At 54.4% G+C, this 22874-nt stretch carries 23 protein-coding genes; 18 read left to right on the top strand and 5 right to left on the bottom strand.

The features are described 5' to 3' along the window. Positions 1-126: 126 nt before the first annotated feature. A complete protein-coding gene (locus E1N14_RS19400) occupies positions 127-1149 on the bottom strand; it encodes a formimidoylglutamase (protein WP_025011573.1) in 1023 nt (340 codons plus the stop codon). Between the two features lie 108 nt (positions 1150-1257). Further along, positions 1258-1743, bottom strand: a complete 486-nt coding sequence (gene rraA / locus E1N14_RS19395; protein WP_025011574.1) for a ribonuclease E activity regulator RraA — start codon at positions 1741-1743, stop codon at positions 1258-1260. A 334-nt stretch (positions 1744-2077) separates the two neighbouring features. Between rraA and E1N14_RS19390 the strand changes: the two genes are divergently transcribed. The 3 genes from E1N14_RS19390 to E1N14_RS19380 all read left to right on the top strand — a co-directional run bounded on the left by E1N14_RS19390 (position 2078) and on the right by E1N14_RS19380 (position 4058). Further along, a complete protein-coding gene (locus tag E1N14_RS19390) occupies positions 2078-2320 on the top strand; it encodes a YgjV family protein (protein ID WP_028781361.1) in 243 nt (80 codons plus the stop codon). 121 nt (positions 2321-2441) lie between these two features. Continuing rightward, positions 2442-2954: a phosphatase PAP2 family protein gene (locus E1N14_RS19385; RefSeq protein ID WP_025011575.1), complete on the top strand. Its 513-nt coding sequence runs from the start codon at positions 2442-2444 to the stop codon at positions 2952-2954. Between the two features lie 9 nt (positions 2955-2963). After that, positions 2964-4058, top strand: coding sequence for an MJ1255/VC2487 family glycosyltransferase (locus tag E1N14_RS19380; RefSeq protein WP_025011576.1), 1095 nt, complete (start codon positions 2964-2966; stop codon positions 4056-4058). A 43-nt stretch (positions 4059-4101) separates the two neighbouring features. Here the strand turns inward: E1N14_RS19380 and E1N14_RS19375 are convergent, their stop codons facing one another. The 3 genes from E1N14_RS19375 to ubiD form a co-directional block, all read right to left on the bottom strand. Continuing rightward, positions 4102-4482, bottom strand: coding sequence for a gamma-butyrobetaine hydroxylase family protein (locus E1N14_RS19375; protein WP_025011577.1), 381 nt, complete (start codon positions 4480-4482; stop codon positions 4102-4104). A gap of 157 nt (positions 4483-4639) precedes the next feature. Then, complete coding sequence (gene fre, locus E1N14_RS19370) at positions 4640-5338, bottom strand: NAD(P)H-flavin reductase (protein ID WP_025011578.1); 699 nt, start codon at positions 5336-5338, stop codon at positions 4640-4642. 65 nt (positions 5339-5403) lie between these two features. Beyond that, positions 5404-6885 (bottom strand): 4-hydroxy-3-polyprenylbenzoate decarboxylase, encoded by a 1482-nt coding sequence (gene ubiD, locus E1N14_RS19365; RefSeq protein ID WP_025011579.1) that lies wholly within the window; start codon positions 6883-6885, stop codon positions 5404-5406. A gap of 216 nt (positions 6886-7101) precedes the next feature. Between ubiD and E1N14_RS19360 the strand changes: the two genes are divergently transcribed. The 15 genes from E1N14_RS19360 to E1N14_RS19290 all read left to right on the top strand — a co-directional run bounded on the left by E1N14_RS19360 (position 7102) and on the right by E1N14_RS19290 (position 22819). Further along, a complete protein-coding gene (locus tag E1N14_RS19360; RefSeq protein WP_025011580.1) occupies positions 7102-7611 on the top strand; it encodes a hypothetical protein in 510 nt (169 codons plus the stop codon). Continuing rightward, a complete protein-coding gene (locus tag E1N14_RS19355; protein WP_025011581.1) occupies positions 7608-8270 on the top strand; it encodes an SDR family NAD(P)-dependent oxidoreductase in 663 nt (220 codons plus the stop codon). Before E1N14_RS19360 ends, E1N14_RS19355 begins: the two co-directional genes overlap by 4 nt. Before the next feature lie 137 nt (positions 8271-8407). Then, positions 8408-9187: a thermonuclease family protein gene (locus E1N14_RS19350; protein WP_025011582.1), complete on the top strand. Its 780-nt coding sequence runs from the start codon at positions 8408-8410 to the stop codon at positions 9185-9187. Between the two features lie 175 nt (positions 9188-9362). Then, positions 9363-10610: a malic enzyme-like NAD(P)-binding protein gene (locus E1N14_RS19345; protein WP_025011583.1), complete on the top strand. Its 1248-nt coding sequence runs from the start codon at positions 9363-9365 to the stop codon at positions 10608-10610. Between the two features lie 191 nt (positions 10611-10801). Next, positions 10802-12715 carry an RNase E specificity factor CsrD gene (gene csrD / locus E1N14_RS19340; RefSeq protein ID WP_062793674.1) on the top strand — a complete coding sequence of 638 codons (1914 nt, stop codon included), beginning with the start codon at positions 10802-10804 and terminating at the stop codon, positions 12713-12715. A 220-nt stretch (positions 12716-12935) separates the two neighbouring features. Then, positions 12936-13820, top strand: a complete 885-nt coding sequence (locus E1N14_RS19335; protein WP_025011838.1) for a hypothetical protein — start codon at positions 12936-12938, stop codon at positions 13818-13820. Further along, positions 13817-14416: a PilN domain-containing protein gene (locus E1N14_RS19330; protein ID WP_025011839.1), complete on the top strand. Its 600-nt coding sequence runs from the start codon at positions 13817-13819 to the stop codon at positions 14414-14416. Before E1N14_RS19335 ends, E1N14_RS19330 begins: the two co-directional genes overlap by 4 nt. Further along, on the top strand, positions 14413-15072 hold the full coding sequence (locus E1N14_RS19325; protein ID WP_025011840.1) for an MSHA biogenesis protein MshJ: 660 nt from the start codon (positions 14413-14415) through the stop codon (positions 15070-15072). Before E1N14_RS19330 ends, E1N14_RS19325 begins: the two co-directional genes overlap by 4 nt. Before the next feature lie 88 nt (positions 15073-15160). Continuing rightward, complete coding sequence (locus E1N14_RS22115) at positions 15161-15379, top strand: general secretion pathway protein GspB (RefSeq protein WP_223828866.1); 219 nt, start codon at positions 15161-15163, stop codon at positions 15377-15379. Then, positions 15379-17067 (top strand): pilus (MSHA type) biogenesis protein MshL, encoded by a 1689-nt coding sequence (mshL, locus tag E1N14_RS19315; RefSeq protein WP_062793675.1) that lies wholly within the window; start codon positions 15379-15381, stop codon positions 17065-17067. Before E1N14_RS22115 ends, mshL begins: the two co-directional genes overlap by 1 nt. Before the next feature lie 8 nt (positions 17068-17075). Continuing rightward, a complete protein-coding gene (locus E1N14_RS19310) occupies positions 17076-17987 on the top strand; it encodes an ExeA family protein (RefSeq protein ID WP_025011842.1) in 912 nt (303 codons plus the stop codon). Beyond that, complete coding sequence (locus tag E1N14_RS19305; RefSeq protein ID WP_025011843.1) at positions 17984-19351, top strand: tetratricopeptide repeat protein; 1368 nt, start codon at positions 17984-17986, stop codon at positions 19349-19351. The genes E1N14_RS19310 and E1N14_RS19305 overlap by 4 nt, the downstream gene beginning before the upstream one ends. Next, entirely contained in the window at positions 19348-21102 is a 1755-nt protein-coding gene (locus tag E1N14_RS19300) for a GspE/PulE family protein (RefSeq protein ID WP_025011844.1), read from the top strand. The genes E1N14_RS19305 and E1N14_RS19300 overlap by 4 nt, the downstream gene beginning before the upstream one ends. Positions 21103-21104: 2 nt before the next feature. Further along, the gene (locus E1N14_RS19295) at positions 21105-22325 is read left to right on the top strand and encodes a type II secretion system F family protein (protein WP_025011845.1); all 1221 of its coding nucleotides are present in this window, start codon (positions 21105-21107) and stop codon (positions 22323-22325) included. Next, positions 22325-22819 (top strand): hypothetical protein, encoded by a 495-nt coding sequence (locus E1N14_RS19290; protein WP_025011846.1) that lies wholly within the window; start codon positions 22325-22327, stop codon positions 22817-22819. The genes E1N14_RS19295 and E1N14_RS19290 overlap by 1 nt, the downstream gene beginning before the upstream one ends. Positions 22820-22874 lie beyond the last annotated feature (55 nt).

Genomic DNA, 22874 nt, shown 5'->3' with positions numbered 1-22874 from the left:
CCGCCGGGGGTGAATAGCCCCAGCCGCCATAGCATTCCCTATTGCGGCTGAACTTCGCTTAGCCGTCCTGCCTATTTGAGCACGGGCAAGCTTGGCGGTGCTACAGCGAAAAGAGTGTGGCAGTGTTCAGACCTGTTTGGCCTGTAGATAGGCGTAAATCAGTTCGGCAAGGCACTGACCTACGGCCTTGTAACCGGCGGCTAAACCTGCGTCGTGGCATGCCGGGGCGCCTTCGGCCAGATGCAGATAAACACTTGGGGTGTGGCGCGCCATATGGCTGACGTAATGTGCCGCATCCAACAATGGAATACCGGCAATGGTTGAGGCACTGGAAGGCATCCGGGTTATAGCATCCAGATCCAGCTCTATGGCGACCGGTAGACCTGTATGACGCAGCTGGCGGGCAATGTCGCTCAGTGCCTGTTCTAAACTCAGCTCACGGCGTACCCAAATCTGTTGCAGGCTGTGCCAACTGCCTCCGAAGGCCGTAAGTTGTTCCAGATTGGCTTCACTGTTTTTCAGTTCATGCAGCCCGAGCACGTGATAATGCCCCAGGGCGCCGTTGGCCGCGGCATAACTGAAACCATTGCCACTGTGGCGGCCTTCACGCAACCTGAAGTCTGAATGAGGATCCAGATTGACCGCCGCCAGCGGCTTGGATAATGCCGCCCGGGCGGCGCTGAGTAAGCCAAAGGCGTTGTTGTGGCCACCGCCGATGACGATGGGCTCAAGCCCGGCGGCAAAAACCGGAGTCAGGGCTTCGATGACCTGCTGATCCAGAGACTCCACCTCTTGTCTGAGTTGCTGACAATCATTGGCAGCATTGGCAACCGGGGTGATTTCCCCCAGCAGCAGGCATTCTTCACCACTTAAAAAGCGGTTGGACTGCAGATTAAGCAGCGCCGGCAACATGGCGGCAAAGGCCTGGTTGGCACCGCCTTGCCCTAGATTAGCCCTGGGCCCAAGGTCCTCCTTGATTCCGATAATGGCAAAACGGGCGCCTGCGGCTTTGGCCTGGGTCAGCGCATCCATATAGCTTGCCGCGCCTGGCAGCAGGCGCACTTTCTGACCCAGACGGGTTTCACCTTCTCTGGGGCTGAAAGATTGAGCCAGCTTGGCTTGCGTGATGGGGGAGAGCGGCAGTTCCATAGAATATCCCTTTCTCTGACGGGGCAAGAATAGCCTCTATTCTGGCCGAGGCTGAGCAAAAGGCAACAAAAAAGCCGGCAGAGGCCGGCTTTTGTGCAGAGGTCGTTATCAGTCGATATCCAAAGGCTCGGGAGAAAGAATCACCCCAGTGTTATCGGCATAGATATGATCGCCAGGCAGGAAGGTGACGCCACCGAAGTTCACCGGAATGTCCACTTCACCAATGGCATTGCCATCGGCACCAACAGGAATGGAGGCCAAAGCCTGGATACCTATATCCAGCTCTTCGAGGGCATCGACATCGCGCACGCTACCGTAAACGATAATGCCTTCCCAGTTGTTGTTGACCGCAACCTCGGCAATCGAGGCATCGATCAGCGCCCGGCGCAGAGAACCACCACCGTCTACCAGCAGAACCTTTCCTTCGCCATCGTCCTGCAATACATCGAGAATGAGGCCGTTGTCTTCGAAACACTTGATGGTGCTAATGGAGCCGCCAAATGAACTACAGCCACCGTAGTTGCTGAACATGGGCTCGACGACATCGACAACATCCAGGTACATGTCACAAAGTTCTGAGGTGTTGTATTCCATATTTACACTCCTGTTGAACCGCAGGGTCTGACAAGACCGCGGGATAACGCACTAAGTGCCAGTATATAAGGGATTCTTGAAAAGAAAAGTGTTATCAATCACGGTATTGCTGGATTTTATCTCCGTTAACATTTGCGTGGTAATATTTCGTAACTCCTGTCTATATATGCAGCGTTTTTTGATGCAGCTCATTAAATAACGTATTTTTATTACAACTCTGTTGTGACTTTTGTTAGCATTGGCACCATTCAAACTTACTTAACTTTAACCTGCTTTAGGGGCACGGATCCCCCGTCAGGCTTATGGACGGCAGAGGGCCTTAATGAGGTGCCTTATGGAAGCTCTTAACACAGTTGAAATCGTTGGCTATTTTGCCTCCATCATGGTGGCTATTTCACTGATGATGAAGGATATTATCTGGCTGCGTTGGATCAACTTTACCGGTTGTACCCTGTTTGTGATTTACGGTGCAGCTATTTCTGCCTGGCCGGTAGCGGGGATGAACGCCTTTGTGGCTTGTATCAACATCTATCATTTGATCAAAATCTATCGTGGCCGGGCTACTGTCACTGCCTGATGTCATAAAAGCTTAGGGCAGGTGTCACCTGTCCGTCACACCCCTTGACTAGGCTCTTTACTGCTACACAGAACGGAGCCCTTGACCCGGCTCCTTACTGTCCACAGAAGGAGCCTCAGCCATGTTTACCTACCTTGCTGAACTCGATCTTCGAACCTTTCGCGCGCTGACACAATTTGGCCGCAAACATGATCTGGAAGCCAGCGCCCTCAAGTTTTCTGCATCGGGTAATGGTCCGCTTTACCTGTGTCTGGCGCTGCTTATGTTGCTGGAGCAGGATGGACAGCGCTTCTTCGCTTTGTTGCTGTTGGCGTATGCAGTGGAATTGCCTTTGTACCTGTTACTCAAAAATGCCATTCGACGTAAACGCCCATGTCATCAGGTTCTGGTGGGCTTCAGGGCCAGCTTTGAGCCCTCTGACAAATTCAGTCTGCCGTCCGGCCATACGGCGGGTGCCTTCGTGTTCGCCAGTGCGGTATGGCAAATTTACCCGCAGCTGGCAGTGCCGGCATTTATCTGGGCTGGCCTGGTTGGGGTTTCCAGGGTGTTTCTCGGTGTTCACTACCCTCTCGATATCTTGGCCGGTGCCCTTTTGGGCTGCAGTGCCACTCTCATAGCAGTAGTTTGGATATAAGGACTATCAATGCGGATACTTTACGGCGTTCAGGGCACAGGGAATGGCCATTTGAGTCGCGCCAGAGTAGTAGCCAAAGCCTTGGCAAAGCACGATATTCAGGTTGATTATTTCTTCAGTGGTCGCCAGCCGGAGCAGTTTTTTGATATGCAGGCCTTCGGCGATTACCGGGTCTGTGCCGGGCTGACCTTTGTGACTCAAAAGGGACGGGTCAGCATCCCCAAGACACTGATGCACAATTCCGCCATTGAGCTTTGGCGAGACATTCGCGAGTTGGATCTCAGTGGCTATGATCTCTTGCTCAATGACTTTGAGCCTGTTTCGGCCTGGGCCGCCAGGCGTCAGGGAGTGCCCAGCATAGGCATTAGTCATCAGGCTTCCCTCAAATACCCTGTGCCCAAAGTAGGAAACTCCTGGTTCAACGACTGGTTGCTGGAAAACTTCGCTCCCGTGGATCAGGCATTGGGGTGTCACTGGCATCACTTTGGTTATCCGATATTGCCGCCCTTTGTCGATGTCAGCCGCTGCGCCGTGGAACATTCGCACGATATTTTGGTGTATCTACCGTTTGAGAGCCCACAAGCTATCGCCGAATTGTTGCACCCTTTCCATGACTACCGTTTTATGGTGTATCACAGCCAGGCGGCGCCAGTTGCTTTACCTGAGCATATTCTGTGGCATGGTTTTGATCGTGAAGGCTTCAAGGCCGATCTCGCCAGCTGCGGTGGGGTGATAGCCAATGCCGGATTTGAACTGGCCAGTGAAGCCCTGACCCTGGGTAAAAAGCTCTTGGTTAAACCCTTGCTTGGGCAGTTTGAACAGCTGTCGAATGTGGCCGCCCTGGAGCTGCTGGCAGCGGCCGACAGCATGATGACGCTGGAGCCGCAAACGGTGAAACGTTGGCTCAAACGGGGTAGCCCTGAGCCGATTAACTACCCGGATGTGGGCGACCTGCTGGTGCCTTGGCTGTTGGCCGGCAATTGGCAGGACAGCCAATCGCTGTGCCGGGAGCTGTGGCAGCAGGTGACATTACCCGACACCTGGTTTTCCAAGCAGGATGCCAGGGCGCTCAGCGGGCTGCCTTTGGGCTCGCTGATCCGCTAGCAAAGGTACGAATAAGTCCTCGTGGAATTTGTTCGCACCTTCCTCAGTTATATTTGATATTCATGCTGATCAGGGCTTCACGGCTGCCCTTTTCGGCACGCAGCCTAGCCAGATATTGTTCCCAGAGTTCGGTGTGTTGGGTGCAGAGCTGGTGCAGTATCTGCCAGGAATAGAGGCCGGTATCATGGCCGTCGTCGAAGACCAGCTTCACCGCATAATTGCCGACCGGCTCAATGGCGCTGATGTTGACCTCTTTCTTGTGAGTCACCAGCTTGGGGTTGCCATGGCCGTGTACTTCGGCCGATGGAGAATGAACCCGCAGAAATTCGCAGCTCAGCTGATACTGACTGCCATCATCGAAGCCTATCTCGAGCAGTTTGGATTTACGCTTCAGTTTCAGTGATGTGACTTGAGGATGACTCATGGGAACTCCATTGTGTCCGGGGTTTCTGTGTATCTGTTTATTCTATGTCAGAGCGCTGGGACTGTGCACCCCGGTGGATGAGAGCTGACACACATTAATGGTGGCAAAAAAATAGCGGCCGCTGGCAGCGGCCATTATTAGATAAAGATGAAGACAGTTATTTGATAAAGGCGAAGGCATCGCCGTAGAGGTGGGCTTCATCCAGTCCCATCTCGCGGAACAGCTCCCGCGCGGCACCGACCATGTCGAAACGACCGGCAATATAGATGTCATAGCCCACCAAGCTGACAAAGTCCGAGCGTATCTGCGCCAGTAGATTGGCCTGTTTCCCCTGCCAGTCGGCCTCGGCCTGTTCTACTACCGGCACGAAGTGCAGCCAAGGGTGCGCTTGATGCCACTCTCTGGCGATGGCTTCGTAGTACATGGCTTCAGGATTGCGGCAGCCCCAATAGAGCAGGGTTTCAACCTTTTGCCCCAGGGCGATTTGCTGCTCTACCAGGCTCTTGATATAGGAGAAGCCTGTACCACCGGCAACCAGCAGTCTGGGCCTGATACTCTGGTGTCTGAGGAAGGCTTCACCGCCCGGAGCTTCGATATCGATATGGCTGTTGTTTCTCAGCCGCTCGACCACTTGCATGGGATAGCTCTCGCTGACGGCTGCGCCTATGTGAAGTTCTATGAGTTCGCTGCCGGGAGCCGAAGCTATGGAGAAGGGACGCTTGTCTTTCTCACCCATTACCACACACAGGTATTGACCTGCCTTGAACTCCAGCGGTTTTTCGGGGCGCAGCAATACTTGGTACACAGCGTCATTGAATGGGGCAACTTTCTCTATCTTACAGCGGATGCTATTCATCGAACTTCCTTTTTACCTCTCTGTTGAAGGCTTATTTTAATAATGGCTAAAGCAGTTATTGCGGATTATAGGGTAGCTTGGTCTTCTATGCCCAACTGCTCCCAAATCTCGTCCACTCGCTGTTTAACCTCTTGGTCCATCACTATTGGGGTGCCCCATTCGCGGGTGGTCTCACCTTCCCACTTATTGGTGGCATCCAGGCCCATCTTGGATCCCAGTCCCGCCACGGGTGACGCAAAATCCAGATAGTCAATGGGTGTGTTGTCTATCATCACAGTGTCGCGGCTGGGATCCATCCGGGTGGTTATGGCCCAGATAACGTCCTGCCAGTCGCGGCAATTCACGTCTTCGTCGACTATGACAATAAACTTGGTATACATAAACTGACGCAGGAAAGACCAGGCTCCCATCATCACCCGCTTGGCATGGCCGGGATATTGTTTGCGGATGGAGATCACCGCCATCCGGTAAGAACAACCCTCCGGTGGCAGGTAAAAGTCGACGATTTCCGGGTACTGCTTGCGCAGGATAGGAACGAAGACCTCATTGAGGGCAACCCCGAGCATGGCCGGTTCATCCGGTGGTCTTCCCGTGTAGGTGCTGTGGTAGATGGCATCTTTTCTGTGACTGATATGGGTCACGGTAAACACAGGGAAACTGTCGGTTTCATTGTAATAACCTGTGTGGTCACCGTAGGGGCCTTCCACCGCCATCTCTTCGGGATCGATATAACCTTCGAGAATGATCTCACTGGTGGCCGGCACTTCCAGATCGCAACTCAAGGCCTTGACCACTTCGGTGCGCTCACCGCGCAGCAGTCCGGCAAAAGCATATTCACTCATGGCATCGGGCACTGGAGTGACGGCGCCGAGAATAGTGACAGGGTCGCTGCCCAGCGCCACTACCACAGGATATTTTTCACCTGGGTGCTGCTGCTTGAAGTCGGCAAAGTCCAATGCCCCGCCTCTGTGTGACAGCCAGCGCATGATCAGCTTGTTTTTGCCCAGCAGTTGTTGCCGGTAGATCCCCAGATTCTGGCGTTTCTGTCTCGGCCCTTTGGTGATGGTCAAACCCCAGGTTACCAGCGGTGCAACATCGCCGGGCCAGCAGTGCTGAATGGGCAGGGCGGTCAGGTCGACCTGATCGCCTTGCAACACCACCTCCTGGCAAGGGGCGTTACGCACTGTCTTGGGCGGCATGTTCAGTGCTTGCTTGAACATGGGGATCTTGGCAATGGCATCCTTGAAGCCCCTGGGTGGCTCGGGCTCCTTGAGAAACGCCAGCAGTTCGCCCACGTCCCTCAGTGCCATGGGATCATCCTTGCCCAGCGCCATGGCGACCCGCTTCGGAGTACCGAAGAGATTCACCAGCACGGGCATCTGTTTGCCCTTGGGATTTTCAAACAACAGGGCCGGGCCACCGGCACGCAGCACCCGATCGGCTATTTCGGTCATTTCAAGATAAGGATCAACCGGATAGCTGATACGCTTGAGCTCACCCTGACTCTCGAGGTGATCGATAAAACTGCGTAAATCCTTAAAACTCATGTGGAAATAGCCTCGCTGCCGAATGCATTAATGGCGCGCACTATAGCATTAATCCAGGCAGCGGTTAACTGCTGTCGCATGGGGGAGCAGAGACAAACAGGCGACCCTTGGCTGAATGCCCGCTGAGTCATCTTTATTTCTCCTGCGATTCACTGATGAATCCGGGCGCCAGCCGTAGTAGCATGAAAGCTGCGGGCCTTGAAGCCTGGAGGCTATATGAAACGAGCATTTTTCCTGAGTCTGATACTGATGAGTTTGCCACTGGTGGCTGCTGCCAGGGATAACTCCCATGCCGAGCGCCACTATCAGGGTGATATTCATAGAGGAGATGACAACCGCCGGCATAACCATGGCTCACGAAGTCATTGGGGCCTGTATTGGGGCGTTAACAATCCCTGGCTATCGCCCTGGCGCTACGACCCGTGGAATCGTTGGCAGTGGGATGATCCTTGGTACAGAGATCGCTGGCAGCGCCCCTATGTATATCGCAGGCAACCCAAGCCGGAGCCTGTGGTAGTGGCGCCACCGCAGCGAGTAACGACTCACTTTGAAACCTTGGCCGATACAGGGAGTCGTGCCAGCCTACCGGCCAATGCCAGGGTGATACAACAAGGTAATCGCACCTTGTATCAATGGCAGGGCAAGACCTATCAATTTGACTGGCAAAGCCAAACCTATCGGCCTCTGCCACAGTCCCCATCTAAAGTCGGAGAGCAAAGCAAATGAAATTGATCACCGGGGCCAGCAGTGGCTTGGGGGCAGCGCTGGCGAGGCGTTATCATGCTGAAGGAGCGTCCTTGTTGTTAACCGGCCGCAGCGAACAGAGGTTGCAACAACTGGCGGCAGAGTTGCCCGGTGTCAGTTGCCAAGCCACAGATTTAACCAATCCGCAAGCGATTGAGGCTCTGCTCGATACCTTGGGCGAGGCCCCCGAAATGCTGCTGCACTGTGCCGGCAGCGGCCGCTTCGGTAACCTGGAAACTCAGTCACCGGTCGAGATAAAGACCCTTATCGACAATAACTTATTGTCTACTCTGTTGCTGCTCAGAGCCATGTTGGCTCGTTGGCGGCAAGAGTCCATGACACTGGTGATTGTCATGTCTACCGCGGCGCTGCAACCCAAGGCCGGAGAGAGCAGTTACTGCGCGGTAAAATGGGCTGTCAGAGGCATGCTGGAATCCTTACGCTTGGAACTCAAGGGCAGCAAGATAAAGCTGATAGCCGTCTACCCCGGCGGAATGGCAACCGGGTTCTGGCCCAGTAGCGGTAAATTGGTGGATACGTCGAGCTTTATGACTGCCGACGAAGCCGCCGCCATGCTTAGTCAGGCCTTGCAAAGTTGTGCCCACGGTTATGTTTCGGATATCACCTTGACCCGGGGCTAGGGGGCAACGTTAAGAGTTAAAAAAGGATTTTGACCGTGATTCCACTCAGCCAAGAGGCAATTACAGCCAAGGGAGGCGCCATGATATCTCAATGGCACAGTACTAACTCAGGAGCTGGCTTTGGGCGTCATTCATGCATGATTATATGTCTGTTGCTGCTGGGTAGTTTGCTGTCTTTGGGATTGGCGCAGGCCAGCACAAGCGGCAATCTGTGTATTCCCTATACTGCCAGCGAAAAGGTTACACTCGCCTATATCAATGATGGCGATACCCTCACACTCAAAGATGGCCGCCTGATACGCTTGATAGGTGTCAATGCCCCCGAGATAGATCATCAGTATCCCAGTCTCTCCCAGCGCTACAGTCTGGAGGCCAGGGCCTTTGTCGCCTCTAAGCTCAAAGCGGGGGACGAACTGGCGCTGATGTTTGGCCCAACCAAGCTGGATCCCTATGGTCGCACTCTGGCCTATGTCTTTACTCCGGATGGTTTATTGTTGCAGCAGGAACTGCTGCAACAGGGTTTTGCCATGGCCAGGGTCTATCAGGAACATCCGTTTTGGGAATGCTTTGCCAAGCTGGAGCAGCAAGCACGAACTCAGAGTACAGGTTTGTGGGTGTTTGATGACTATGCCCCCAAGGCGGTTTCGGCTATCGGCCAGCAGGATTTAAATCAGTATCGGCTGGTCAGAGGTGTGGTGACAGATTTTGAAAGAAAGGGACAGTATTTGTGGCTTATTCTGGATAATAACTTCTATGTCGGCATACCTCAGACCGGATCTGGTAATTTTAGCAACCTTTTAGCGCTGAACTCGCTTAAAAGAGCCGTTATAGTGCGGGGTAAGTTGTATTTTTCCTACAAAAAATGGCAGATGATCGCCACTCATCCATCACAGATAAGTTTAGAAAATCCCCCTTAGAAGCAAAATGCCTGACTTAAGCGGAAAATTTCTATCTCACTGTTTTAAAACAGTGCCTTTTCGCGTATCTTTAGCGCCTTGTGATTTGAGTCACTGTAGAGGAAGTTCTGCAGTGATCCAGACCTGTGTTTGTACGGTTTTTACTTAATATCATTCCGCATTTCAGGATTTAAAAATGACAGATTTCCGTCAAAAAGCGCTCGATTACCATGAGTTCCCCGTTCCAGGCAAAACCGCAGTGACGCTGACCAAGCCCGCCGAGACCAGTATGGATTTGGCGCTGGCGTACAGCCCGGGGGTGGCAGAGCCGGTACGTGAAATCGCTTCCAATCCTGCCAATGCGTACAGATACACCAATAAGGGCAACACGGTTGCCGTGATTTCCAACGGTACCGCCATTCTGGGGCTGGGTAACCTTGGCCCCTTGCCATCCAAGCCGGTAATGGAAGGAAAGGCTTTGCTGTTCAAGCACTTTGCCAATATCGACGCCACAGATATCGAAGTAAAACACCGCACAGCTGAAGAGTTTATTCATACAGTCGAAGCGATTGCCGACACTTTTGGCGGTATCAACCTGGAAGACATCAAGGCGCCTGAGTGCTTTGAAATCGAGCGTGAGCTGATCGAGCGCTGCCAGGTTCCTGTGTTTCACGACGACCAGCACGGCACGGCAATCGTTACTGCCGCCGGGATGATCAATGCCCTCGAGATCCAGGGCAAGAAACTGGAAGAGGCTGTGTTTGTCTGTATGGGCGCAGGCGCAGCGGCCATCGCCTGTATGAGCATGCTGGTCAAGTGTGGAGCCCAGCGTGAAAACGTCTACATGCTGGATAGAAAGGGCGTTATCCATACCCGTCGTGAAGATCTCAACGAGTACAAGGCGCTGTTTGCCAACAACACAGACAAGCGCACGCTGCAGGATGTGATCAAGGGGGCCGACGTGTTCCTGGGGCTGTCTGGGCCTGATGTTCTCGGTGCCGAGGAAGTGGCTATGATGGCCGAGAAGCCGGTGATCTTCGCTTGCTCCAACCCGGATCCTGAGATCAAGCCTGAACTGGCTCATGAGATACGTAGCGATTTGATCATGGGAACCGGTCGCAGCGACTATCCCAACCAGGTCAACAATGTGCTCTGTTTCCCATTCATTTTCCGTGGCGCTTTGGATGTGCGTGCCAGCCGCATTAATGATGAGATGAAGATAGCCGCGGTTTATGCCATTGCTGAACTGGCCAAGGAGCCTGTGCCAGCATCTGTGTTGGCGGCTTACCCCAATGTCAGCGAGTTGAGTTTCGGCCCGCAATATGTGCTGCCCAAGCCTATGGACCCTAGATTGTTGCCCAAAGTCGCCAAGGCTGTGGCGCAAGCAGCCATAGACTCGCAGGTTGCTCAGATAGACACACTGCCGCAATACCCGGAAGTCTGATAGCAGCTTTACTCCCAAGGGGCCTTGTTTGGCCCCTTTGTTGTTTCTGCAAGGCAAACGGGGCATTTGCCGTGCTGTGCAGCTTGTCGGTTGCCTTTTGCGTACGGCTGCTGAATAATCAACAGACTGAGTTCCCGCAGTGAGGCGGCTCAACACTTAGAAGAATAAGAAGACTGGCAGGATCGCCCTCGATGAAACTCACCCGAATTCTCACAAAAAAACTCACCAGTTTTTGGCTCTTGTCGCTGACGACAGTGGCGTTTGTGTTTCTGCTCTGTGCCATGATGAGTTTCCTGCAGCTGACCTACAAGTTCCAGCAACAGAAGGTCACGGAGCTGGAAACCATGCTGACCAACCAGTACCAACCCAGCAGCAATTGGGAACTGGAGTCCTGGCTGCCTCCCATGTTAATTGCTTACAACGCCGCCAGCTTTAAGCTCTGGCATTACGACAAGTTATTGTTTGAATATAAAGGCAATATAGGCACAGAAAACCTGGTGCGTTATCAGTCACAGCTGAAGAACAACCCAGGTATCCGCATGGAGCTGGAATTGCCGCAGCCGTTTTCCCAGCACAGACCAGGTTGGTACGAAGTCTTGATCATTCTGGTCGGCGTGGGTGCCGTGCTGGCGTTTGTCCGTTTCGGCTATCTCTGGTATTCGCGGCAACTGGAGGGGATTGAAGAGCTGGCACAGCGCAGCCGTTTAATCCTCTTGGGTGAGCATGAAAAAGCGCTGGCGATGCCGGGCAAGGGTAAACCCAGATTGATTAACCGCGCCCTAAGTCGCTTGCTGGAAGAGCTGGCCGATGCCCAGAAAGAGCGGGCCAGATTTGACAAGTTTATCCGCAGCAATACTTTCCTGGATCCCGACACCCGCATAGGTAACCGCCTGTTTCTCAAGAATCGCCTCGATGCTCTGAGCAATGAACAGGGCATGATAGCCCATGGGGTGCTTTATCTGTTGGAGCTGGAGGACCTGGATCTGCTGCAGCAACAGCTGGGAGACAGCCTGACGCTGGAGCTGCTAAGACAAAACGTCAACGGCATCAGCCAGATACTGCAGTCTCAGCCCAACAGTTTCTTTGCCCGCCGCTCCCATAACCAGTTTGCAATAGTGGTGACCCAGATTTCCCTGGCGGAGGCCGATCAACTGGCGATCCGACTGCTGAAAGTCTGCCAAAGCCAGGTGTTGCCCAAGCTGGACAACGCCGACAACTTCTATCATCTCGGCGGAGCTTACTTCAAGGTGGGCGATGGTCAGCAACAGTTGCTGGAAGAGGCGGAAATGGCCCTGAGAGCGGCTCAGCTGCAGGGGATCAATACCTGGTTTATGTATGACAAGGGTGCGGTGGATCAGGAGTTTGCCAAGGGCTCGGTGCGCTGGCGCAGCTTTCTGGAAATGGCCTTGGTCAACAAGCGTTTTCTGGCTTATACCCAGCCAGTGATGGATTGTGACGGCAAACTGCACCATAGAGAGGTGTTCACCCGTGCCAGAGATCCCGAGGGCAATCTGGTGCGGGCGACCCTGTTTCTGCCTATGGCAGTTAAATGTGGGCTGATGCCGCAAATTGAGCGCCAGACTCTGGAAAGAGTCTTGTTTGAGTTGCTGCCGAGTGAGCCGGACAAGAAGGTTTGTTTCAGCATCAACCTGAGTCTGGATTCGCTGATGAGCCGCGCCTTTATCCGTTGGCTGCGTACCACCTTGCTGGAATACCGGGATCTGACCGGCAGGTTGATCTTCGAGGTCAGTGAGGATATCGCGGCGCCCAATCAGGAGAAGATAGCCTCCAGGCTGCAAATGATCCGCAAAATGGGCGCGCGCCTGTGTGTCGATCATGTGGGGCAGCAGGTGATCAGCACCCAGTATATTCAGGACACGGGGTTCGAGCTGATTAAACTGCACAGATCCATAGTGCGGCAGATCCATTTACGGCCCGAAAATCAGCTGTTTGTTCGCAGCCTGATAGGTGGACTCTACCGCACCGAAGTACAGGTTTGTGCCGAAGGCGTGGAGCTGTTCGAAGAGTGGCAGACTTTGAGAATACTCGGCGTCAGCGCCGCTCAGGGCAGCTGGTTCAGCGAGCCTATGCCGGCCAGCGCCTGAGCTAGAGTACAAGCCTTGTATTCGTTTGACTTGTTTATCAGCATGGGTGAGCCTATCTTTAGAGCAGTTCTCAGTTTGAGAATATTTGCCTATAAAATGAAGTGATTAGTGTTTAGAATGGATACGCCAAAATATTGACTTAATTTTTAAGGTTGCAGCAAGTTGTTAACCTTAAGGCCGAGGTCAGGCCAACCACTTTCACAGGGACTCAGGGTTACCTATGACGAACAAGTCACTCATCAGTCGTCTTTTTAGCTTTGGCTCGTCCGAATCCGGCGTCGCTACCGGCATTTTCCTCGCGGCCAATCACGCCTGGGTCTTTCGCCCCGGCAGTGACAACCAAGGTGCACTCTGCCACAGCTATCCACTGCAAAAAGATGATTGGAATGCACTGTTTTCCGCTATCTATGCCGACTTTGGCCCCTCAAAATTGCAGTTGGCGTTGGGCTTTGGCCATTATCAACTTCTGAGCGCCGACCGGCCCAAGGTAGAAGCCGATGAGATGGCTCAAGCGCTGGTTTGGGCGGTCAAGGACATGGTCAGCCCGCCGCCGGCCGATATCCATCTGGACTACTTCGAATCACCGATTAAAAGCAGTGACAAACTCAATGTGGTGGTTTGCTCCCGCAGCAGCCTATCTGCTTTGGCCCAGGGAATAGACAAGGCCGGTATGGAGTTGGTGGGGATCAGCATCGAAGAGTTACTGCCCACTAACCTCTTTGGCCAAGACCCTATGGCCAGGCTGGTGATCAGCCAAATTCCCGGGCAGGAGTTACTGCTCACTGTGGTGCGCGAGGGTGAACTCTACATGCAGCGGCGCATTCGCGGATTTGCCGAACTGCACCAGACCGATGCCGAATCCTTGGGGTTCGGCGTTGCCGATACCCTCAGCCTGGAGATCCAGCGCTCGATGGACTTTTTTGAAAGCCAGCTCAGACAAGCGCCGGTAGCCTCGATTGAAATCATGGTTCAGGGGCAAACCGATGCTCTGGCGCAACTTGTGTCCAGTAACTTTAACCAGCAGGTGCGTCCGGTCAATGGCATGGATGTCGGTATGAAAATGGCTGAGCTCAGCTATCTGGAACTGGAGCGGGGTAGCAAATGAGCAAGACCCGGATCAATCTCTATTCATCTTCACTCTTGCCTCCCAGGCTAAGGCTCAGTTTTGTTCGTTTACTGGTTGTTGCTGGTGTGTTCTTGTTACTGGGACTCTCACTTATCGGCTTGGGATGGTGGCAGCAAACGCAAGTGTCCAGGCAGTTGCTTGAGGTCGAGTCGCAGCGACAGGCCTTGGAGAGCCAAAAACAACAACTGGAAGCCGAATTGGCCAAGCGTCAGCCTAGTGCCGAGCTGGTCATTGAGCTGGAGCGTCGTACTCAGGAGCGAGAGCTCAAGGGTTTACTGCTGACCGAGCTTGGGCAGCGGGAGCGCATGACGTCCAAGGGCTTTGCGCCTGTGCTGCAGGAGTTGGCCCAAGTGTCCGATGGCAGCGTGTGGTTGAGCCGCATCAAACTTGAAGAAGACAAGCTGGAGTTTGAAGGTTTCGGCCAATATCCGCAGAGTCTGCCGCGCTGGATAGACAGGCTCAAACAAACCGAGAGTCTGAGAGGGCGCTCGTTTGCTTCCATGACCATGGCTCGGGAGCCAGGCCAGCCACTGGCCTTCGTCCTGACCAGTGAAGCCCGGGAGGTGAAGAAATGAATTTCCTTCGGCGTCTGGGCCAAGCCTTTGATGGTTTGAGTCAAAGAGAGAGGATCATGGTGGCGGGAGTCAGCCTGTTATTGCTGCTGTTTCTGCTGTATCTGCCGCTGGAGTCTTTCTGGCTGGAGCGCCAGAGCAATCTGCAACGCCTGCATGCCGGCCAGAGTAGCATCAAACTCAGTCAGCAACAGCTGGAGCTCTATCGCCAACGCCTGGCGGAAGACCCTGATACGCCGCTCAAGGCCCGCTTGGGGCAAGTCAATCGTGATATCGCTGCGTTGGATCAACAACTGGACCGCCAGATGGTCGACATGGTGCCCGCCAGCTATATGCCATCATTGCTTACCGCCTTGCTGGAACGGGTGCAAGGAATACAGCTGACCGGCTTCAAGTCTGTCGCCCCAACACCTTTGCTGGTGGTAGGCAAAGCTGATGAACAACAGATGAATCTCTATAGTCACGGCATAGTGCTGGAGTTTGAAGGCGACTATTTCGCCGTGCTCAAGTTTGTGCAAGCGGTGGAAAACATGCCGGACAAGCTCTATTGGAAGCGCCTGGATTACCGGGTGTCTGAGTATCCCAAGGCCAGTGTGCAACTTGAGTTATACACGCTCAGCATCAATGAGGACTTTATCAGTGTGGCATCATCCAGCTAAGTGCTTAATCTTATTGGCGATGCTCTGCAGCCAGGGTCTGGCAGCAGCCAGCCTGCGGGACCCTACCATGCCGGCACAGGGAGTAAATTTGCCAGCCAAGGAGCAGGGAGGGCAGGGCCTGATACTGAGCAGCCTGCTCAGCGGACCTCAGGGCAGGCGGGCCGTGATTAATAACCAAATTTACCGCCAGGGAGACAGGATTCAAGGAGTGGTGTTAAGCCGTATCGATCAGGACAGTGTTTTACTGGCCGATGGTCGCCGACTCTATCTGTTTCAAGCGATTACCGAGCGCAAGGAAAAACATTAATGAAAACCAGACTCGCCTATATGCTGCCGTTGCTGGCTCTGGGCCTGGCGGCCTGCCAAACCACGGATAGGCCCAACCCAGCCGCCTCCAAAGAGGCGCTGCGCGATTCCATGGCGCAGCAAAATGCCATGGCAGCAGTGCCTCCTCCGGCCAGCTTGCCTCCCGGTGTGCAGCAAGAGTTGAATGCCGATGGTCTTCTGGCCGGGCTGGCCGCACCTGTGCAGACCGAGCGGCGTTTTGATGTCTCGGCCAATGATGTCGATGCCAGGGTGTTTTTCCCGAGTCTGGTGGAAGGCACTCCCTTCAGCGTGGCTGTGCACCCGCAAGTGAGCGGCAATATCTCTTTGTCGCTCAAGGGCGTGACCCTGAGTGAAGCCTTGCAGGTAGTACAGGACATTTACGGCTATGAGATCAGCCGGGAAGGACGGATCCTGAGGGTCTATCCGGCAGGCCTGAGAACCGAGACTTTCCCGGTCAATTACCTCTATATGGAGCGTATCGGTCTGTCGCTGACTTCGGTCAGCTCGGGAAGGATCTCTGACAACAATAACAACAACAGCAATAACAACCTCAACAATAATGGCCTGAACAACGGCAATAACAGCAATTTCAGCAATAACCGTAGTAACAACAACGGCAACGACCAGAACAGCAATAACACCAACGGCACCTTCATCAGTTCCCGCACCAAGACAGATTTCTGGGGCGAGCTGCAAAAGACCCTGGAATCGATTCTCGGCAGCAGTGGCGACGGCCGCTCTGTAGTGGTCACTCCCCAGGCTGGCTTGGTTACCGTCAGAGCCAATCCGGACGAGCTGCGGCAGATCCGCAGTTTCCTCTCCACCGCCGAGAGCCATTTGCAGCGGCAGGTTATTCTGGAAGCAAAGATCCTCGAAGTGACCCTCTCCGATGGTTACCAGCAGGGGATCCAGTGGCAGGATGTGCTTGGCAGCGCTTTGGCCGACGGTAACACCAAGGTTAACTTTGGCACCAGCGAGGGCTCGTTTGGCGATCAGATCACCGAGGCCATAGGAGGGGTGACCTCTTTGTCACTCAAAGGAACGGATTTCACCGCCATGATCACTCTGCTGGATACCCAAGGCGATGTCGATGTGCTCTCCAGCCCCAGGGTGACAGCGTCCAATAACCAGAAGGCGGTGATCAAAGTTGGCCGTGACGAATACTTTGTCACAGATGTCTCCTCTACCACAGTGGCCAGCACTACACCGGTGACATCGCCTGAGGTGGAGCTGACACCCTTCTTCTCGGGAATCGCTCTGGATGTAACGCCCCAAATAGACAAAGACGGCAGTGTCTTGCTGCATGTACATCCTTCGGTCACAGATGTGAAAGAGCAGAAAAAGAGCATCAAGATAAGTGACTCTTCGTTGGATCTGCCCTTGGCCCAGAGTGAAATCCGTGAGTCCGACACTGTCATCAAGGCGCTTTCCGGTGATGTGGTGGTGATTGGCGGCCTGATGAAGAGCGAGAATACCGAAGTGGTATCCAAGGTACCGCTGCTGGGCGATATACCCTTTATCGGTGAAGCCTTTACCAACCGCAGTAAGTTAAAGCGCAAGACAGAGCTGGTGATTTTGCTCAAGCCGACTGTGGTAGTTGATGGCACCTGGCAAAAAGAACTGCAACGCTCTCAGAGCTTGCTCGACCGCTGGTATCCACAGGAATAGCCGCTTCTATGTATCTGCAGCATTTTGGCATGCAGAGCATGCCTTTTGCCCTGACCCCCAACACAGGATTTTTCCTGGGGTTGGCTCCCCATGTGGAGGCCTTGCAGGTGCTGCAGGTGGCGCTGCAAACCGGTGAAGGTTTTATCAAGGTCACCGGCGAAGTGGGAACCGGCAAAACATTGCTGTGCCGCAAACTGCTCAACGAGTTACCGCAGCAGTTTCGCTGCGCCTGGTTGCCCAATCCTTATCTGACCCCGGCAGAACTCAGGCTGGCGATTGCCGAGGAGCTGGGGATTGCCGTGAATGATATTAAAGATCAGCAGCAACTCAGTGGTCTTATCCAGCAGCAGCTGCTGGCGCTCAGTGCCCAGGGGCTCAATATTGTTTTGTTGCTTGATGAAGCCCAGGCCTTGCCGGATGAGAGCCTTGAAGCCTTGCGGCTGTTGACCAATCTGGAAACCGAGAGCCGCAAGTTGCTGCAGGTGGTGATCTTCGGCCAACCCGAACTGGACTCGCGCCTGGCGCAGCAAGCGTTTCGACAGTTACGCCAGAGGATCACCTTCAGCTATCGCTTGCGGCCGCTGACCCGGGATGAAGTCTATGCCTATCTGCGCCACAGATTGGCGGTGGCCGGCTATCAGGGGCCGGCGTTATTCAGCGCCGCAGACAGTAAACGTATCGCCGTGGCTGCCAGAGGGATCCCCAGATTGGTGAATATTTTGGCGCACAAGGCGCTGCTGCTCTGTTTCGGTGAAGGCAAACAGCAAGTGAAAACGGCGCATATCAAGGGCGCCATCAAGGATACCGAAGATGCTTCCCGTACTTCGAACTGGCGCTGGCTTTGGCCGACTCTGGCACTGCTCCTTACTTCAGTCGGCGCCTCGGTCGGGGTTTATGCCATGAAGGGAGTCTGGTTATGAGTGTGGTCAATCAGATGCTCAAGGACCTGGATAAACGCCAGCAGCCCCACAACTTAGCTCATGTGCCGGCGGGGCAGGCCAGTCAAGCGGCGACCAATCCCTGGTGGTTGCTGCTCGGTGGCACGCTGTTTGGCATCTCTCTATTGGCGCTGGGGTTATGGCTGGGTGGTTATTTAGGAAGTGGCAGTCAAAGCGCTTCTCAAACCCAAAACCAAGCTGCAAACCAAAGCGGAAGCCGAGCAGAGCCATCGCAGACAGTGCCGTATGAGCCGGGACCCACGGGCCGTAATCGGCCGCAGCCTAAGGCAGTCTCAAGCACTGCCGATGGCAGCGATAGATTAAGTTTGGAGCCTGAGGCGCAGAACTCGGCGCTGCAACTTCCCAGCAAGAGCCTGGCTCCAAGTGAACAATCCAAAGCTCCTGATGCGGGCTTGAATGCTCAAGGCTCAGCCTTTGAAACAAAAAGCTCTGAAACGAACGACTTTGAAACAAAAAGCCCGGAAATGTATGGCTCAGAAACAGGTAACTTAAAATCAAGCCGGGCCGATGACAGCCTTGAAACCAGTGCAGTTGCCGAACGTTTGGCAGCCAAGGAAGAGCCGCTCGGGCTGGAGGCTGGACAAGAGCCGGCTCAGTCAGTGCAAATAGAAAGACCTGGTCGCGATGAAAAATCAGGCTTGGATCAGAAGCCCAGCCCCAATGAGAGCGGCTGGATAACCCAATCCACATCTGGGGCTGCCAAGCCAAGCCAGGCGAAAATGAGCGTGACTCAGGTATCTCTGACCCCGGCAGAGCTGTCGCAGAAAAAGTTGCAACAGGGACAACAGGCCAAGGAGCTGGGGCAGTTGGACAAGGCAATGTCGGCCTATGCCGAAGCCTTGCGTTTGAATGATGCCAATCACAACGCCCGCCAGGAGCTGGCGGCGCTGTTTTATGGCCGCGGCGAATTGGACAAGGCGGCAGTACTGCTGCGTCAAGGTGCCGAAAGCTATCCGCAGCAACCGACCTTTTGGTTGTTGCTGGCCCGGGTGCAGAAGGCTCGCAGCGAGTTACCTCTGGCGCTCGCCAGTTTGCAACAGATAGCCGATGGCAGCGAGCTTGGGCGCGAGAAATGGCTGCTGCAGGCGGAAATTGGCCAAAGCCTCAAGGATTGGCCCTTGGTACAACAAAGTTATCTTAGCCTGATCCGGCAGGATGCCTCCCAGGGACGCTGGTGGTTGGGGCTGGCCTATGCCCAGGATGCGAGTGGTGATTATGACGCTGCCAAGGCCAGTTACCAGGAAGCACTCAAGCGCCAGGGCTTGTCCGCGGATGCCCGTGATTACATAGAAAACCGACTCGCCCAGATAGGAGGCCGCCAGTGAAACCCAAGTTGAAAATGCGCCTCGGTGATCTCCTGGTACAGGAGCAGATTATCAGCGAGGTGCAGCTGCAAAACGCGCTGTCACAACAAAAGCAAACCGGCCGCAAGCTGGGACGCACCCTGATAGACATGGACTTTATCAGCGAGGAGCAGCTGCTGCAGTTTCTCTCGCATCAGTTGAATATTCCCTTTATCGATATCAGCAAACGCCCCATTCCTACCGAGGTGGTCAACCTCTTGTCCGAAGTGCAGGCGCGGCGTTTTCGGGCGCTGGTAATTGAAGCCGATAGCGATTCCGTGCTGGTGGCCATGAGCGATCCTGCCGATCTGCAGGCGCTGGATGAATTGGATGTGCTATTGGCACCAAGACGCCTGAAACTGGCGGTGGTGAAGGAACAGCAGCTGTTCGATGCTTTTGATAACCTCTATCGCCGCACCGGCCACATTGCCCAGATGGCTGGCAAGCTGGAGGAGGAATATGCCGCCGATGATCAGTTCGATCTCGCCAGTCTGACCGAAGGTGACAGCGACAACGAAACCACAGTGGTTAAGCTGTTGCAGTCGATTTTCGAGGATGCGGTACAGATCCGCGCCTCGGACATTCACATTGAACCCGGCGACAAGTCGCTCAGGATCCGCCAGCGGGTGGATGGTCTGTTGCAGGAAAATGTGCTCAAAGAGGTCAATATTGCCGCAGCGCTGGTGCTCAGGCTCAAGCTGATGGCCGGCTTGGATATCTCGGAAAAACGTTTGCCCCAGGATGGCCGTTTTCATATTGAAATCAAAGGCCATCAGATAGATGTGCGTATGTCTACCATGCCCATCTATCACGGCGAGTCTGTGGTGATGCGGCTGTTGGACCAATCGGCAGGGCTCTTGACCCTGAATGAAACCGGAATGCCGCCGCATATTCTCGAGCGGGTACGGCGGCAGATAAAACGCCCCCACGGCATGTTGTTGGTCACGGGCCCTACAGGTTCGGGTAAGACAACCACTCTTTACGGCATTCTCAGTGAGCTGAACAAGGCTGAGAGTAAGATCATTACCGTGGAAGATCCGGTGGAATATCAACTGCCGCGGATCAACCAGGTGCAGGTCAATCACAAGATAGGCCTGGATTTTTCCAATGTACTGCGCACCACCTTGCGCCAGGATCCCGACATCATAATGGTGGGGGAGATGCGGGATCAGGAAACCGTCGAAATCGGCTTGCGCGGTGCCCTGACAGGTCACTTCGTGCTCTCGACCCTGCACACCAATGATGCCATTACCAGTGCCTTGCGTTTGCTTGATATGGGGGCGGCCAGTTATTTGGTGGCCAGTGCCCTCAGGGTCATCATAGCCCAGCGCCTGGTGCGGCGGGTGTGTAAGAACTGCGCCACCGATTATCAGCTCACGCCGCAGGACAGGGTCTGGCTCCAGAGTATCAGCAAGCGCGACTTTTCCGATGCCAGGCTCAGAGTGGGCACAGGGTGTCAGAGCTGCTCCGGCACAGGTTATCGCGGTCGTATCGGGGTGTTTGAGATCCTCGAACTGGATGAAACCATGATAGAGGCGATGCGCAGCGGTAATCCCCATGAGTTTGCCCGTGCCGCTTACGCCAGCGAACAGTTTACCCCGCTGGCTGAATCGGCTCTGGAATATTTACGCAGCGGCCTGACGACCATAGAAGAGGTCGCCAAGCTGGTGGAAGATGTCTCCGAGTCTCAAGTGCCGTTGGCGGCCGAGATGATGGAACGGGATGAGGTCTGATTATGCCGCTCTATAGCTACCGGGGCCGGGATGCCCGCGGTGAACAGGTCAAGGGACAATTGGATGCTGCCTCAGAGAGCGTGGCGGCCGATCTGTTGCTGGCCAGAGCCGTGATCCCGTTGGAGCTTGTTGAGCTCAAGCCTGGCCCGGATCTCAGTCTCAAAGGTTTGCTCAAGCGTAGGGTTGGCCTGGATGAGCTGCAGATATTTACCCGGCAGATGTACTCCCTGACCCGCTCCGGCATTCCTATTCTGCGAGCCATTGCCGGGCTGTCGGAAACCACCCATTCCAAACGGATGAAAGAGGCATTGCAGGATGTCTCTGAACAGTTGACCGCCGGACGGCCGCTGTCGTCGGCAATGAACCACCATCCGGATGTGTTCGACGCCTTGTTCGTCTCCATGGTTCATGTGGGAGAGAACACGGGCAAACTGGAAGATGCTTTTCTGCAGTTGTCCGGTTATATCGAGCGGGAGCAGGAAACCCGCAGACGGATCAAGTCTGCCATGCGTTATCCCATGTTTGTTCTGTTGGCGGTGGCACTGGCACTGGTGATCCTCAATATTATGGTGATCCCCAAGTTCGCTGAAATGTTTTCCCGCTTCGGTGCCGAATTGCCTTGGGCGACCCGGCTGCTTATCGGTACCTCCAACCTGTTTGTCAATTACTGGCCCTTGATGCTGGTGGGGTTGGTAGTAACTGTACTCGGGGTGCGTTATTGGCATAGAACCGAGAAGGGCGAAAAACAGTGGGATCGCTGGAAACTGCATATTCCAGCGGTGGGTTCCATAATCGAACGCTCGACTCTGGCCCGTTATTGCCGCAGTTTTGCCATGATGCTGGGGGCCGGAGTGCCCATGACTCAGGCGCTCAGCTTGGTGGCCGATGCCGTAGACAACAGCTACATGCACGACAGAATCGTCAACATGCGCCGCGGGGTCGAAGCGGGGGAATCCATGCTGAGGGTTTCCAATCAGAGCCAGCTGTTTACGCCCCTGGTGTTGCAGATGGTTGCTGTTGGGGAAGAAACCGGCCGTATAGATCAACTGCTCAATGATGCCGCCGATTTTTACGAAGGTGAGGTAGATTATGACCTCAAGAACCTCACTGCGAGGCTGGAACCTATTTTGATCGGCATAGTGGCCATTGTGGTGCTGATCCTGGCCCTGGGTATCTATCTACCTATGTGGGACATGCTCAATGTGGTCAAGGGAGGCCGCTGATGCCAAGCCAGCATCAGGCCGAGGAAGATCTGCTGCGAACCTTCGCCAGACTGGCCGCACTGCTGCTGTTGTTGGTCATTCTGGCGGTGTTGGGAGTACGTTATTTTTCAGCCGTGGATCAGGTGTCGGCCAGAGGGTTGCAGCTTGAACACCACAGGTTGCTGAATGTATTGGCCATGGTGAGATCCCAGTGGCTGAGCCTGGGACGCCCTGAACAGATGCAACTGGATTGGCAGACGCTGGAACGACCAGAGCCTCCAGGTCAATTGGCTATGAATAAGGCCGGTTGGCCACAGGCGCCCAGCCGGGATGACAGCGGCTGTGTGGCTCTTTGGCAACAGCTTCTGGGAGGCATGCCGGATAGGGCTGTTATCCGGGTGCAGTTTCTCGGCCAGGATCAAAGCTGCCGCTATATGAGCCCTGCCGGTGAGAGCCTGAGTTATCAAATGGACACCGGCAGGGTCATTTTTTTGACAGCTGATACAGATTATTGACCGAGTTGGTTTTTTATCTTAACGGAACTGCTAAAATCAGTGGCGAACAGGTGGA

Source organism: Shewanella algae (assembly GCF_009183365.2).
Lineage (GTDB): Bacteria > Pseudomonadota > Gammaproteobacteria > Enterobacterales > Shewanellaceae > Shewanella > Shewanella algae.
Note: the sequence above shows the minus strand (reverse complement) of the source record. Positions and strands in the feature narration are given on the sequence as shown.

Coding starts and splice junctions, on each gene's coding strand:
- E1N14_RS19305 (WP_025011843.1), top strand. CDS start 17,984: ATGAGTGTGGTCAATCAGATGCTCAAGGACCTGGATAAACGCCAGCAG.
- E1N14_RS19295 (WP_025011845.1), top strand. CDS start 21,105: ATGCCGCTCTATAGCTACCGGGGCCGGGATGCCCGCGGTGAACAGGTC.
- E1N14_RS19400 (WP_025011573.1), bottom strand. CDS start 1,149: ATGGAACTGCCGCTCTCCCCCATCACGCAAGCCAAGCTGGCTCAATCT.
- E1N14_RS19375 (WP_025011577.1), bottom strand. CDS start 4,482: ATGAGTCATCCTCAAGTCACATCACTGAAACTGAAGCGTAAATCCAAA.
- rraA (WP_025011574.1), bottom strand. CDS start 1,743: ATGGAATACAACACCTCAGAACTTTGTGACATGTACCTGGATGTTGTC.
- mshL (WP_062793675.1), top strand. CDS start 15,379: ATGAAAACCAGACTCGCCTATATGCTGCCGTTGCTGGCTCTGGGCCTG.
- E1N14_RS19345 (WP_025011583.1), top strand. CDS start 9,363: ATGACAGATTTCCGTCAAAAAGCGCTCGATTACCATGAGTTCCCCGTT.
- E1N14_RS19360 (WP_025011580.1), top strand. CDS start 7,102: ATGAAACGAGCATTTTTCCTGAGTCTGATACTGATGAGTTTGCCACTG.
- E1N14_RS19380 (WP_025011576.1), top strand. CDS start 2,964: ATGCGGATACTTTACGGCGTTCAGGGCACAGGGAATGGCCATTTGAGT.
- E1N14_RS19310 (WP_025011842.1), top strand. CDS start 17,076: ATGTATCTGCAGCATTTTGGCATGCAGAGCATGCCTTTTGCCCTGACC.
- E1N14_RS19325 (WP_025011840.1), top strand. CDS start 14,413: ATGAATTTCCTTCGGCGTCTGGGCCAAGCCTTTGATGGTTTGAGTCAA.
- E1N14_RS19290 (WP_025011846.1), top strand. CDS start 22,325: ATGCCAAGCCAGCATCAGGCCGAGGAAGATCTGCTGCGAACCTTCGCC.
- ubiD (WP_025011579.1), bottom strand. CDS start 6,885: ATGAGTTTTAAGGATTTACGCAGTTTTATCGATCACCTCGAGAGTCAG.
- csrD (WP_062793674.1), top strand. CDS start 10,802: ATGAAACTCACCCGAATTCTCACAAAAAAACTCACCAGTTTTTGGCTC.
- E1N14_RS19330 (WP_025011839.1), top strand. CDS start 13,817: ATGAGCAAGACCCGGATCAATCTCTATTCATCTTCACTCTTGCCTCCC.
- E1N14_RS19355 (WP_025011581.1), top strand. CDS start 7,608: ATGAAATTGATCACCGGGGCCAGCAGTGGCTTGGGGGCAGCGCTGGCG.
- E1N14_RS19350 (WP_025011582.1), top strand. CDS start 8,408: ATGATTATATGTCTGTTGCTGCTGGGTAGTTTGCTGTCTTTGGGATTG.
- fre (WP_025011578.1), bottom strand. CDS start 5,338: ATGAATAGCATCCGCTGTAAGATAGAGAAAGTTGCCCCATTCAATGAC.
- E1N14_RS19385 (WP_025011575.1), top strand. CDS start 2,442: ATGTTTACCTACCTTGCTGAACTCGATCTTCGAACCTTTCGCGCGCTG.
- E1N14_RS19335 (WP_025011838.1), top strand. CDS start 12,936: ATGACGAACAAGTCACTCATCAGTCGTCTTTTTAGCTTTGGCTCGTCC.
- E1N14_RS19390 (WP_028781361.1), top strand. CDS start 2,078: ATGGAAGCTCTTAACACAGTTGAAATCGTTGGCTATTTTGCCTCCATC.